The sequence below is a fragment of the Nannocystis pusilla genome, from assembly GCF_026626665.1.
In the GTDB taxonomy this organism is placed as follows: Bacteria; Myxococcota_A; Polyangia; order Nannocystales; family Nannocystaceae; genus Nannocystis; species Nannocystis pusilla.
This window is the reverse complement of record NZ_JAPNKE010000002.1, coordinates 2,053,731-2,066,814: the sequence shown is the minus strand read 5'-3', so window position 1 is coordinate 2,066,814 and position 13,084 is coordinate 2,053,731. Positions and strand designations below refer to the sequence as shown.

Annotated in this window: 8 protein-coding genes and 1 pseudogene; 3 read left to right on the top strand and 6 right to left on the bottom strand. The window is 73.8% G+C overall.

Annotation, left to right across the window (positions count from 1 at the left end):
• The first annotated feature begins 252 nt into the window (after positions 1–252).
• Positions 253–861, top strand: coding sequence for a hypothetical protein (locus tag OV079_RS09105; RefSeq protein WP_267767500.1), 609 nt, complete (start codon positions 253–255; stop codon positions 859–861).
• A 222-nt stretch (positions 862–1,083) separates the two neighbouring features.
• Here the strand turns inward: OV079_RS09105 and OV079_RS09100 are convergent, their stop codons facing one another.
• Positions 1,084–2,055, bottom strand: a complete 972-nt coding sequence (locus OV079_RS09100; RefSeq protein WP_267767499.1) for a PLP-dependent cysteine synthase family protein — start codon at positions 2,053–2,055, stop codon at positions 1,084–1,086.
• A gap of 142 nt (positions 2,056–2,197) precedes the next feature.
• Between OV079_RS09100 and OV079_RS09095 the strand changes: the two genes are divergently transcribed.
• On the top strand, positions 2,198–4,150 hold the full coding sequence (locus tag OV079_RS09095; protein ID WP_267767497.1) for an FG-GAP repeat domain-containing protein: 1,953 nt from the start codon (positions 2,198–2,200) through the stop codon (positions 4,148–4,150).
• Between the two features lie 474 nt (positions 4,151–4,624).
• A complete protein-coding gene (locus tag OV079_RS09090; protein WP_267767495.1) occupies positions 4,625–5,380 on the top strand; it encodes a hypothetical protein in 756 nt (251 codons plus the stop codon).
• Between the two features lie 456 nt (positions 5,381–5,836).
• Here OV079_RS09090 and OV079_RS09085 read toward each other — a convergent pair whose 3' ends face one another.
• The 5 genes and pseudogenes from OV079_RS09085 to carA form a co-directional block, all read right to left on the bottom strand.
• A complete protein-coding gene (locus tag OV079_RS09085; RefSeq protein WP_267767493.1) occupies positions 5,837–6,595 on the bottom strand; it encodes a hypothetical protein in 759 nt (252 codons plus the stop codon).
• A gap of 369 nt (positions 6,596–6,964) precedes the next feature.
• Positions 6,965–7,303: a hypothetical protein gene (locus OV079_RS09080; protein WP_267767492.1), complete on the bottom strand. Its 339-nt coding sequence runs from the start codon at positions 7,301–7,303 to the stop codon at positions 6,965–6,967.
• Entirely contained in the window at positions 7,285–7,773 is a 489-nt protein-coding gene (locus OV079_RS09075; protein ID WP_267767491.1) for a hypothetical protein, read from the bottom strand. Before OV079_RS09075 ends, OV079_RS09080 begins: the two co-directional genes overlap by 19 nt.
• 472 nt (positions 7,774–8,245) lie before the next feature.
• A pseudogene (gene carB, locus OV079_RS57500) lies at positions 8,246–11,394 on the bottom strand (carbamoyl-phosphate synthase large subunit).
• Between the two features lies 1 nt (position 11,395).
• Positions 11,396–12,622, bottom strand: coding sequence for a glutamine-hydrolyzing carbamoyl-phosphate synthase small subunit (carA, locus tag OV079_RS09065; protein WP_267767489.1), 1,227 nt, complete (start codon positions 12,620–12,622; stop codon positions 11,396–11,398).
• Positions 12,623–13,084 lie beyond the last annotated feature (462 nt).

The window sequence follows — 13,084 nt, the reverse complement described above, 5'->3', positions numbered from 1 at the left end:
CCTGGTCGGATAGCACTGGCGCGGGGGCGAGCAAGCGGTCCGGAGGGCGCATCCGCCCGGTCGGAGGCGATCGCCGGCCCCGCACACCCGCGCCGGCGATTCCGCGATCGCGACGAGTTCGCGACGGTGCGCTCGCGCCGCGGCTCGCCGTGTCGCTATTCGTGACGTCGCGGCGCCTGCGTCCGCCGGGGCCGCGTGCGCCGCGTGGCCGCGGGGACGATCGGCTCAACGATTGGGGCGAGCACGACCCCCATGCTGCAGCACAACGTAGCGACTGTCCGTCGATGGTTCTTCGCTGGCGCCGCGCTGCTCGGCTGCGCGGGCAACCTCGAGCCGGCGCCCGAGTCGAGGCGGGTCCCGGGAATCGCCTCCTCGGCCGTCGACGAGCAGGCGGGCATCGAGCTCGTCGCCGTCAGCGAAGCCTGGCGCGGTCACCCGCCCGAGCTCGACGAGCTCGTCACCCCTGTCCTCGTCACCCTCACCAACCGCAGCCGGCGGTCGCTCGAGCTGCGCTACGAGCACTTCGCCCTCGTCACGCCCGCGGGCGTGCGGTTCGCCGCCTTGCCGCCCGTCATCGTCACCGGCGTCGCCTACGGCCCCGTCGACCTCGTCTATCCGCCGATGGGCTTCGGCCTCGCCCCCTATCTCTCGCCGTGGTACCCCGCCCTGTCCGTGTGGGGCGGCAGCTTCCCGTTCCGCGCCGACTACTACGGCAATTGTTACACCTCCTGTCAGCACTTCCCCTTGCCCGACGGCGAGCTGCTGCAGCGGGCCCTGCCCGAGGGCGTCCTGAGCCCCGGCGGGCGGATCACCGGCTTCCTCTACTTCGAGGACCTCGAGGACGTCCGCCACATCAATTGATGTTCGAGCTCCTCGACCCCGACACCGGCGAGCGCTTCGGCGGCCTCGACATTCCGTTCATCTACGACGATTGAGCGGCGCGCTCGACGATGCGAGCGTCGCTCGTCGTGCGGCCCCGACTCCCATGATTGCCGCCCGGCGCTTCAAACATCATCGAGCGCCCCGGCGACTGTCGTCATTCCGCCCTGACTCCGGCGAAGCGACCGGCACGCGCCGGACGGCTCACCCGTTCCCGGGCTGCAGCCACGGCTTGCTGCGGTAGCGATCCCAGCTGTCGGGCAGCACCGTCACCACCGGCCCTTCGAGCCCCCCGCGGGCCGCCACGCGCAGCGCCGCCGCCACGTTCGTCCCCGCCGACCCGCCGACCAGCAGCCCCTCCTCCGCGATCAGCCGCCGCGCCATTTCAAAGCTCTCCGCGTCGGACACCCGCTCGGCCGCGTCGATCACCGAGCGATCGAGGTTGCCCGGCGGCTCGCTCGCGCCGATCCCCTCGACCGCGTACGCCCCGTCGGGCCCGAGCGTCCCCGTCTCCACCCACTGCGCCAGCCCCGAGCCGACCGGATCGGCCAGCACCACCTGCACCTTCGGACATGCCCTTTTGAGCACCCGGCCCACCCCCGTGATCGTCCCGCCCGTGCCCGCCCCGGCCACGAACGCCCCGACCACCCCGCCCGTCTGGGTCAGGATCTCCGCCGCCGTGGTGCGCACGTGGGCCTCGACGTTGGCCGGATTGTTGAACTGATCGGCGAGGAACCACCCGCGCTCGCGTGCCAGGCGTTCGGCCACCCGGCGGAAGTTGTCCGGGTGCGACGGCGCCGCGTTCGGCGTCACGATCACCTCCGCCCCGAGCGTCGCCAGGGCCGCCCGCTTGTCGGCCGACATCTTCTCCGGCAGCACGCACACCAGCCGGTAGCCCCGGGCCGCCGCCACCAGCGCCAGCCCCACCCCCGTGTTGCCGGCGGTCGCCTCGACGATCGTCATCCCCGGCCGCAGCAGCCCGCGCGCCTCCGCGTCGTCCGCGATCGCCACCGCGATGCGGTCCTTCACGCTCCCGCCCGGGTTCAGGTGCTCGCACTTCACCAGCACCGGAGCGGCCAGCCCCGCGGCCAGCCGCCGCAGCGGCACCAGCGGCGTGCCCCCGACGTGTCCCAGGATCCCGCCCCCCGCGCACCGTGTACCTGGCGTTTCGTGCATGTCCGAAGGGCCAGCCGAAGGGCGGCCTCGCCCCACACCTACCGCGCCGCTCGCCCGCCTGCAAGCGCGGGCCGCGGGCTCCGCGCGATCACGCGCCGGGCCGGCGCTTGCCGCGACCGCGCCCCCGTGGCAGCGTTGTCCAATGAGGGCCCACCTGGCGTCCGCGCTGACGCTGCTCGTCGCCTGCTCCGATCGTCCGCTCGGCGAGACCGACGGCGACAGCGACGGCGACGGCAGCGCCGGGACCGAGGGCTTCACCAGCGCCGGCCCGGGCGGCGACCCCGGCCCCGGCCCCGGCAGCGACGGCACCGGCGGCCTCACCAGCCTCGACCCCACCGGCGATCCGACCGAAGATCCGACCGAAGGCCTCGGCGGCGACGCCCTCAGCCCCGCGATCGAGCCCTACTCGCTCGAGGTCGCCGACTTCGACGGTGACGGCCACGACGACCTCCTCGTCATGGGCCTCGACGACGCCGAGCTGATCGCCGGCTGGGTCGCGCGGGGCCACGGCGACGGCACCTTCACCGCCGACCTCGCGCCCACCCTCAAGGGCGCCAGCGCCTACCCGGCGATCGGCCAGCTCGACGGCGACGCCGGCGTCGACGTCATGGTCGCACAGTCCGCCGACGCCGCCCGGATCTTCCGCTGGCACGTCGCCGAGTTCGCCGCCTACAAGACCCTCCAGAGCCCGCCCACCCCGCGCAACCACGTCGTCGCCGACCTCGACCGCGACGGCCGCAACGACGTCGTCGCCCTCTGCCACGGCGCCCACAAGTTCGGCCTCACCGTCCACCGGGGCAGCGACGCCGCCGCCTGGACCACCACCACCACCGTCCTCGGCGCCGTCGCCGACTTCGCCCCCGCCGGCCTGCTCGTCGGCCAGTTCGACGGCGACGGCGTCCCCGACGCCCTCCTGTTCGAGTCCGACGCCCCGCGCGGCTTCCTCCGCGTGTTCGGCCGGCCCAGCGGCGAGTTCGTCGAGCCCGAGGTCCAGGTCGGCCACCTGCGCCCCTGGAGCGCCGCGCTCGGCGACCTCGACGAGGACGGCGCGCTCGACATCCTCGCCGCCGAGCACTTCCCCACCCGCCTGTCCCTTGCGACAGGTGACGGCGCCGGCGGCTTCACCCACGTCGGCGAGATCGACATCGACCCGCCCTTCAAGCCGCACGCCCTCGACATCGACGACCTCGACGGCGACGGTCACCTCGACGTCGTCGCCGTCGACGCCCTCAGCCCGATCCTGCTCTACTGGACCGGCCACGGCGACGGCGCCTTCGAGCCCCCCCGGGCCCTCCAGCGCCCTCCGGCGCCGTGCGGGTCCACGCCGCCCGGCTCGACCCGGGCCCCGCGCTCGACCTCGCCGTCGCCACCTTCGACGCCGGCGCCGTCACCGTCCTCCTCGACCCCGTCGCCCCCTGAGCCTGCTCCTCAGGCCATGTTCCTCCGGACATGCGCGAAAGCGCATGTCCCCGAGGACACACGCCCGAACCCGCGCCGCTCTCCGCCGCGCCCCGCGGCCCGACTCACGCCGACGCACCGGCGCCGTCCCGAGGCCGCTCTCACCGGCTCCCCGTTCCACCGCCCGTGTCCACGCGTCCCTTCATCCTCGGCCTCGCGCTCCTCGGCGCCTGCGATCGGCGCGACGCCGCCGACCTCGCGCACGCCACCGACACTCCGCCGCCGATCGCCGTCCCGGGCCCACCCCCGCCGAGCCCCGCCGACCCCGCCGACGCGCCGGAGGCCGCGAACGCGAACTCCCCCGCGCTCGAGCCGAACCGCGCGACCGTTCCCGGGTCGACCGCCACGACCGCAGTCACGCTCGCGCCCGGACCGACCGGCCCGGGCGCGCCCGCGAGCCCGACCTCGTTCCCCGCCGCTCCGCCGACCCTCGCCACCATCCCGCCCGATCGCCGCTGCGGCGAGGTCGGCGAGCAGCCCACCGAGCTGCCGCCGAACCTCGGCCGCGGCCGCGCCCCGATCGGCACGGGCACCCTGCGCCCGGGCGACAAGCGGAAGATCGGCAAGGCCGCGCTCCACTACGATCCGGAGGCCTGGATCGGCACGCGCAAGGCCGGCCACCGCGGCGCCGCGCTGAGCATCGAGATCGATCGCGCCGAGGTCGGCCCGCACGACCCCTGGGGCGCGCACGAGGATCTGTACCCGGACCAGGAGCACCACACCTTCGTCGGCCCGTACCGCTTCGACCTCCGCACGGGCGCCGGCGATCCGCCCGCCAGCGTCGCGGTCACGGTCAGCCGCGAGGTCTGCCCGGCGGCGGCAGTCATGCCCGCCGCCGCCGCCTCGCGCTCCTTCTGGCTCAGCACCGAGGCCATCCGCACCTACACCTACGACCTCGCCGGCGAGCTCCTGCATTCAACCTCGAAGGTCGCGGCGACACCCCGCGCCTCGACATCACCGACCTCGGCTATCGCCACTGGCTCGCCCCGCGGCCGGGCGGCGAGCACCGCTTCCGCGTCGGCTCCCACTTCATCACCTTCGATCGCGTCACCCCGGCCCCGGCACGCGCCACGACGGCGCCTGGCAGGCCGACGGCGACGCGCGCCTCCACGTGCGCGCGCGCATCGATCCGGCCGTCGACGCCCCGAAGCCCGCCCCGGTCGCTGCCGGCGATCCCTGCCTCGAGTCCTCCGCGCGCACCGTCGTCCCTGCCGCGCTCACCAAGCTCCCCGCGGTCCAGCCCCCGCGCACCCTCGACGTCGGCGAGGAGCTCGCGCTCGGCCCGCTCACTTTCAAATACATCACCCTCGAGATCCCCGCCCGCGGCCGCGGTCCGTACCGCGAGGAGGCCGAGCAGGTCCCGCTGCTGCAGGTCTTCGGCGGCGCTCTCGGCGGCCATTCCGTCTCCGACCCGCGCATGTCGCCGCGGATCGTCCGGCTCGGCCGCGAGCTCGTGCGCGTCGAGACCGACGGCCAGGGCGACCGCGTCCGCCTCCGTCGCACCACGGCCACCTGTCCCCACGAGCACAAGCTGCCCGCCCCGCAGGCACCCACCTACGTCTGGCTCAGCGCCCTCGGCCGCACCATCGTCACCTTCCCCGGCCGCGGCACCGTCCCGACGACGCTCCAGCTCTACACCGAACTCTCGGGCCCCGGCCTGTCGGTGAACAGTGAGAACGCCATCCTCTCGCGCCAGCTCCGCCCGGACAGCGCCGGCGCCTTCACCATCGACGACTACCTCGTCGAGATCGTCGACGTGGTCCCCGGCCCCGACACCACCCACGACGGCCAGCGCTGGCAGTCGAACGGCCTGCTCCCGATCGTCAACGTCCAGCTCGAGGTCACCCCCCAGCCCGGCGGACCATGACCCTTGTGACATGTCCCGATCCACATGTTGAAAGGGGCACTACTGATCCCGAAGCAGCTCTCTCCGACCTGCGTCCAGCCCAGCCGAACTCGTCGATCACCTGTCCTTTCCACCAGCTTCGAGGCCGACCTGTCTCTCCGACCAGCGTCCAGGCGACATCCTCGAGTAACTTGTCCTTTCAGCCAGCTTCGCAGTCCGACCGATCGACCGACCGCCGTCGCGGCCCCTGTCCCTTCGGCCAGCCTCGGCGAGCGCCGTCCGCCTCGCCCTGCGTCACGGCGCGCCTGGCCCTCCGACCAGCCTCTATCCAACCGTGCGCGCCAGCGTTCTGACCGCCGACGCTCGCTACGCCCCTGCCGTCCGACGCCGCCCCTGTCGCTTCGATCGACCTCCGGACCCTGTGTGCCGCGCCCTGCCGGCCCGCGCCGCGTACTCGGGCGCCACCCGGCCGCTCGCTCAGCCGGCCGACGCCTGCGGCGCGCCTGTCTCTTCGGCCAGCTCCTCGTCGTCCTCCGCGCCCGGGCTGAGCGCGCGGAACGGCTGGCGGCGGCTCGATCCGGCCAGCGCGTCGCGGTAGTGGGCCAGGTTCTTGACCAGCGAGCGCCAGCGGCGGAGGTCCTCGCGCAGGGCGGTGTCGCGTTCGACCAGGGCCAGCGCGCGCACCCAGCCGAGCACCGCCTGGCGCTCGCCGAACCATGACCCCACGTTCGCCCCGATCGCCAGGCCGACCACCATGATCACCGCCACCAGCAGCCCGCCGAGGAAGAACATCATGTCGACCGTGAAGCCTGGCGGGTGCGTCAGCAGCTCGACGCAAAGCGCCAGCAGGGCCGACGCTCCGACCAGCGAACCGGCCAGGCGCAGGCGGTCGGTCGCGCGGGCGGCTCGCAGCTCGACCGCCGCCAGCCGCTGCGAGCCCGCATAGCCGCGCAGCCACAGTCGAGACCGCCGCGGCCCCGTCGTCGCCGCCACCTCGACCTCGCCGCAGAAGTCGCCGCGACGGACCTGCAGGCGCATCCCGGGCTGGTGCGCGCGTCCGCGCGAGGGCGACGGCTCGGGCACCGACACCACCTCCGAGCGCGTCACCGCGTACCCTGCCGCCGCCGGGAAGAACGACGCCCAGAGCCCCTCCACGTGGCGTGCAGCCGCGTCCTCGGCCGTCGCCGGACACGCCACCGCCCACCCGAAGCCCTGACCGAGTCGCGCATCCATCATTCATCAGGCTACCTGCCCGATCCGGCCCCGTCCAGCGGCGGCCACGGCGCGAATTCGCCGGAGCCTGCAGGCATCCGTTTCACGCCGCGTCGCCCACGAGCGGCCGCAGATCGATCTCCGCCCCCCGCATCGCCTCGCGCCGCATCCGCACAAGCGGTCTTCCCCTCTCACCAGCGGCTCACCGCCTCGCACCGACCGCCGCATCCGCCCCCTCGGTCCGGCGCGTCGTACTGACAGCTCACCACCTCACCGCGGTCGGCCATGCATACGCATCGGTCTCCGATTCCTCGCGCACGACGGCAGCTCGATCACCGTTGCTGGGCTCGCCCCCGCCCGCGCGCGCCTGCGAGGCAACCGCTCGACCTGCCCTCAGTTCCCCCCGCCGGCGCGTTCTCGCAGCAAGTTCGTCGCCCGCGAGCGCAGCTCCGCCTCCGCCTCTGCGATCGCCGTCACGATCGCCGGGGGCGCTGCAGCCACCGTCGCGCGCCCGCGTCGCGTCGCCGTCGCCCACACCAGCGCCTCCGCCAGGTCCGCCAGCTCGAGCCCGGCCAGCCCCTCGCGCGGCGCCGACACCAGCGCCCGTCGCCACACCGCCGCGTGCTCCGCGAACACCTGTCTCGAAGACCATGTCGCCTCGTCCGCAGCCGTCACCACCACCGCCTCCCCGGAGTGGACCAGCAGCCGATACGTCAACGCCGCGAACACCATGTGCTCGAGCAGCCGGGCGTCCAGGCGCGACTCGCCGAGGGCCAGCCCCGACTGCAGACGCACCAGCATCCCGGCCCCGATTCGTCGGTGATGTGGAACACCGCCAGCTCTGGCGCCGAGGCCAGCAGCGAGCGCACCGCCAGGCGCAGCAACGCCGCACGCCGCTCCGCTGCCACCTCCGCCCACGGCGACCCGACCGGCGGCGCCACCAGCTCGATCGCCGTCAGCCGCGGCGACCCTTCCGCGCCGAGCCCCGCCGCCGCCGCCCGCCACGCCTGTCGGTCCGTCTGCAGCACCGCCGGCGAAGTCGTCGTCAGCACCGCCACGCGCACGAACTCCGGCTGTCCCTCGCCGCCCTCGGCCGCGCCTCCGAGCCCGCGCGACAGATACAGCCCGAGCCGCTCCGGCTCGCTCAACGCGGCTCGCAACACCTCGGGATCGAGACTCTGGGGCGCCCGGCTGTCGTGCATCCTCCGCCCCTACCACTGCCGCGCGCGAAAATACACATTCCTGCGAGAACCGCCGCGGCAGCGCCGAGAGCCGGCACCCGCCCCCAGCTTCGGCCCCTCCGCCCCCTCACCTCCCTGTCCCTTCGGACATGAACCCCTTCGGACCGCCTGTCCCTTCGGGCAGCCAGCCCACGGGCCACATGTCCCTTCGGACATGAACCCCTTCGGACCGCCTGTCCCTTCGAGCAGCCAGCCCGCGCGTCCCCTGTCCCTTCACACATGAACCCCTTGGACCGACTGTCCCTTCGGACAGCCAGCTCACGGACCGCCTGTCCCTTCGGACATGAACGACTCTCGGATCGCCTGTTCCTTCAGACAGCCAGCCCGCGGGCGCCCTGTCCCTTCGGACATGAAACCCGCCAGCGCTCGCCTGCCCCTTCGGACAGCAGCCGCGAGAAAGGCCCCTGTCCCTCCGGACAGGGGACCCTCGGCCTCACCCCGCCACTTCGGCCAGCGCCCGCGGCGGCAGCGGTCCTTCGCGCAGCCGCTGGATCGCCCGCGCCCCCGCGGCCAGCCCCGCGATCGTCGTGTAGCACGGGATCTTGCGCCCCGTCGCCGCCGCCCGCAGCCCCGCCGCGCCTGTCCCCGAGGCCAGGGCGAGCGTCACCCCCTCGAGCTCGGCGTCCAGCCGCCCGATCGGGTAGCCCAACCCTGCCAGCGCCTCGGCCGTCGCCGCGCCGGCCAGCACCTCGAACCCGAGCAGCCGCAGGTGATCCGCCACCGCCACCAGCCCCGGCGCGTCCTCGTCGGCCACCTCGAGCGCCACGCGCCCCTGCAGCGGCAGCCGCACGCCTGCCCCGAGCTGGGCCTTCGCGTAGGCCTCGGCGAAGCTCTCGCCGCTGCCCATCACCTCGCCGGTCGACTTCATCTCCGGCCCCAGCATCGGGTCCGCGCCCGGGAAGCGGCGGAACGGCAGCACCGCCTCTTTCACGCTCGCCATCGTCGGCAGCTTCTCCTCCGTCACCCCGAGCTCGCGCAGCGTCGCCCCGGCCATCACTCGCGCCGCCAGCTTCGCCAGCGGTCGGCCCGTCGCCTTCGCCACGAACGGCACCGTCCGGGCCGCGCGCGGGTTCACCTCGAGCACGTACACCTCGCCGCCGGCCACCGCGAACTGCACGTTCATCAGCCCGACCACCCCGAGCGCGCGCGCCAGCGCCACCGTCTGGCGCCGGATCTCCGCCTGGATCGCCGGCGGCAGCGAGTACGGCGGCAGCGAGCACGCCGAGTCGCCCGAGTGCACCCCCGCCTGCTCGATGTGCTCCATCACCCCGCCGATCACCACCTCTGTCCGATCGGACAGCGCGTCGACGTCGACCTCGATCGCGTCCCTGAGGTAGCGATCGATCAGCACCGGCTGCTCCTCCGCCGCCGCGAACGCCTCCGCCAGGTAGCCCTCCAGCTCCGTCTGCGAGCGCGCGATCGCCATCGCCCGCCCGCCGAGCACGTACGACGGCCGCACCACCAGCGGGAACCCCAGGCCCTCCGCCTTCGCCAGCGCCTCCGGCATCGTCGTCGCCGTCGCGTTGTCGGGCTGCTTCAGCCCGAGCTCGTGCAGCAGCGCCTGGAAGCGGGCGCGATCCTCCGCCACGTCGATCGCGTCGGGCGACGTGCCGAGGATCGGCACTCCGGCCGCCTCGAGCCCCCGGGCCAGCTTCAGCGGCGTCTGTCCGCCGAGCTGCACGATCACCCCGCGCGGCTGCTCGACCGCGATCACCTCGAGCACGTCCTCGAGCGTCAGCGGCTCGAAGTACAGCCGGTCCGCGGTGTCGTAGTCGGTCGACACCGTCTCCGGGTTGCAGTTGACCATGATCGTCTCGATCCCCGCCTCGCGCAGCGCCAGCGCCGCGTGCACGCAGCAGTAGTCGAACTCGATGCCTTGCCCGATCCGGTTCGGCCCTGCGCCGAGGATCATCACCTTCTCGCGCCGCGTCGGACGCGCCTCGCACTGCTCCTCGTAGCTCGAGTACAGGTAAGGCGTCTCCGACGCGAACTCGGCCGCGCACGTGTCGACGCGCAGGAACACCGGCCGGACCCCGAGCGCGTGCCGGTGCTCGCGCACCGCCGTCTCCTTCACTTGCAGCAGCTGCGCCAGCCGCCGGTCCGCGAACCCCATCCGCTTGAGCGCGCGCATCCTCCCCGCGTCGAGCTCCGCCAGCGAGCGGCCCGCGAGCGCCTGCTCGACCTCGACCAGCTCCGCCAGTTGGTCGATAAACCACGCGTCGATCCCCGTCAGGCTCTCGACCTGTCCCTTGGGCCAGCCGCGCCGCAGCGCCTCCGCCACCGCGAACAGCCGCTCCGGCCCCGGCTCCGCCAATGCTGCCGTCAGCCCCGGCTCGTCCATCCCGGCCCGCGCCGCTCCAGCCCCGCGGCCCCGATCTCGAGCCCGCGCAGCGCCTTCTGCAGCGCCTCCTGGAACGTGCGGCCGATCGCCATCACCTCGCCGACCGACTTCATCTGCGTGCCGAGGCGGGTCTGCGCGCCCTTGAACTTCTCGAACGCGAAGCGCGGGCACTTCACCACCACGTAGTCGATCGCCGGCTCGAACGACGCCGGCGTCACCCGCGTGATCTCGTTGCCGAGCTCGTCGAGCGTGTAGCCGACGGCCAGGCGCGCCGCGACCTTGGCGATCGGGAACCCGGTCGCCTTGCTGGCCAGCGCCGAGCTGCGAGACACCCGCGGGTTCATCTCGATCACCACCATCCGCCCGGTCCGCGGATCGATCGCAAACTGCACGTTCGAGCCGCCGGTCTCGACGCCGATCTCGCGGATCACCGCGAACGACGCCTCGCGCATGCGCTGGTACTCCTTGTCGGTCAGCGTCAGCGCCGGCGCCACCGTGATCGAGTCGCCGGTGTGGACGCCCATCGGATCGAGGTTCTCGATCGCGCACACGATCACGCAGTTGTCTGCGCGGTCGCGGACCACCTCCATCTCGAACTCCTTCCAGCCGAGCACCGACTGCTCGACCAGGATCTGGCCGATCGGGCTGGCCTCGATCCCGCGGGCGGCGATCGCCGCCAGCTCGTCCGCGTCGTGGCCGATCCCGCCGCCCGTCCCGCCGAGCGTGAACGACGGGCGCACGATCGCCGGGAAGCCGACCGTCTCGGCCGCCGCCAGCGCCTCGGGCACCGAGCGGCAGAACACCGCCTGCGGCATCTCGAGCCCGATCGAGCGCATCGCCTTGCTGAACAGCTCGCGGTCCTCGGCCTTCTCGATCGCCTCGACCTTCGCCCCGATCAGCTCGACCCCCAGCCGCTGCAGCACCCCGTGGCGGAACAGGTCGAGCGCGCAGTTCAGCGCCGTCTGCCCGCCCATCGTCGGCAGCAGCGCGTCGGGTCGCTCGCGCTCGAGGATCCGCGTCACCGTCTCCCACTCGACCGGCTCGATGTAGACCGCGTCCGCCGTCTCCGGGTCGGTCATGATCGTCGCCGGGTTCGAGTTGACCAGCACCACCCGGTAGCCCTCGGCGCGCAGCGCCTTGCAGGCCTGCACCCCCGAGTAGTCGAACTCGCACGCCTGCCCGATCACGATCGGCCCCGCGCCGAGGATCAGGATCGACTTCAGATCTGTCCTTTTGGGCATCTCACTTCCCCCTCGCGGCCCGGCCCGCGACCACCTCGCGGGCGAACCTGTCGAAAAGACCAGCCAGCTCGCGCGGCCCCGGAGACGCCTCCGGGTGGCCCTGGAACGAGAACACCGGCCGGCCGGCCAGCTCCACCCCTTGCAGCGACCCGTCGAACAGCGACACGTGCGTGACCCGCAGCTCGGCCGGCAGCGTCGCCGGGTCGGCCGCGAACCCGTGGTTCTGGCTCGTGATCAGCACCCTCCCCGTCGCCAGCTCGCGCACCGGGTGGTTGGCCCCGTGGTGGCCGAACTTCATCTTGAACGTGCGGGCCCCGAGCGCCAGGCACAGCAGCTGGTGCCCGAGGCAGATCCCGAACACCGGCAGCCCCGACCCCACCAGCTCGCGGATCGCCGCCTGCTGGGCCTGCAGCGGCTCCGGGTCGCCGGGCCCGTTCGACAGGAAGATCCCGTCGGGCCGCAGCGCCAGCGCCTGGGCCGCCGTCGTCGCCGCCGGCACCACCGTCACCCGCAGCCCGCGGTCGACCAGCAGCCGCAGGATGTTGCGCTTGACCCCGAAGTCGAACGCGACCACGTGCCCGGCTGCCCCCGGGGACATGTCCCCGCGAACCTGCCCTTCAAGACCTGTCTTCTCCGACCTGCCCTCGAGGACATGCCCATCCAGCCAGCGGACCGAGCCCGCCGCCCAGCCGGCCGGCTCGGGCACGCTGACCGCCTCGGCCAGCGCCGCCCCCTGCAGCCCCGGGAACGCCCGCGCCGCCGCCACGCAGGCCGCCTCGTCGCGGGCCGCCTCGCCGGCCGCGATGCAGCCCGCCATCGCCCCGCGCTCGCGCAGCAGGTGCGTCAGCCGGCGCGTGTCGATGTCCGCCACCGCCACCACGCCCGCGCGGCGCAGGTACGCCCCGAGGTCTTCGCGGCCGCGCCACGACGCGAACATCCGCGGCGCGTCGCGGACCACCAGCCCGGCCACCTGCGGCCCGCGGCCTTCCTCGTCGTCCGGGTTGACCCCGACCACCCCGACGTGCGCCGCCGTCAGCGTCACGATCTGCTGGTGATAGCTCGGGTCGGTGACGACCTCCTGGTATCCGGTCATCGCAGTGTTGAACACCACCTCGCCGCACGTCCGCCCCTCGGCCGCGAGCGCACGGCCGCGAAACAGGGTCCCGTCCGCCAGCGCCAACAGGCCCGGGGTGCTCGGTGGGTCGATCCTCGACAAAGCTGCAGCCATGGGCCTCCGCGTCGGGGACGCTAGCTAGCGCGTTCCCGCCCGGAGGGAAGCGCCCGCGAACTCCGCTACGTCTCGCCGGGGCGGCCGCTCCGCCGCCGCAACACCTGTCCCGAGGGACAGCACCTCGCCCCGCCCCCGAGGGTCGCGCCGCCGCTGACCCGTCGCCTCGCGGGTCGCCTCGCACGCCGCCGGGGGACACCGACCCCGCGACTCGAGAAGAAAAGGCCGCGAGCACGGCGAGCCAGGGCGTGAATCGAAGGAGGAGCGCCGCCGCGCGCTTGCGCGCATCGACCGGCGGGTGATAGCGTCGGCCATCGTGCCCGCCCGCACCCGGTCCTCGCGCAAGGCCGGCGCCACCCGGACCGTCGCCGTCGCCGGCGAGCCGCGCCGGGCCGCCGCGGGGCCTGCAGCGGCCACCGCGCCAGCCCGCCGGCGAAAGGCGTCCGCCTCCACTGCGATGCG

Excerpts from the sequence above, each read along its gene's own strand:
- OV079_RS09095 (WP_267767497.1), top strand. The coding sequence starts at position 2,198 with ATGAGGGCCCACCTGGCGTCCGCGCTGACGCTGCTCGTCGCCTGCTCC.
- OV079_RS09100 (WP_267767499.1), bottom strand. The coding sequence starts at position 2,055 with ATGCACGAAACGCCAGGTACACGGTGCGCGGGGGGCGGGATCCTGGGA.
- OV079_RS09105 (WP_267767500.1), top strand. The coding sequence starts at position 253 with ATGCTGCAGCACAACGTAGCGACTGTCCGTCGATGGTTCTTCGCTGGC.
- carA (WP_267767489.1), bottom strand. The coding sequence starts at position 12,622 with ATGGCTGCAGCTTTGTCGAGGATCGACCCACCGAGCACCCCGGGCCTG.
- OV079_RS09075 (WP_267767491.1), bottom strand. The coding sequence starts at position 7,773 with ATGCACGACAGCCGGGCGCCCCAGAGTCTCGATCCCGAGGTGTTGCGA.
- OV079_RS09085 (WP_267767493.1), bottom strand. The coding sequence starts at position 6,595 with ATGATGGATGCGCGACTCGGTCAGGGCTTCGGGTGGGCGGTGGCGTGT.
- OV079_RS09080 (WP_267767492.1), bottom strand. The coding sequence starts at position 7,303 with ATGGTGTTCGCGGCGTTGACGTATCGGCTGCTGGTCCACTCCGGGGAG.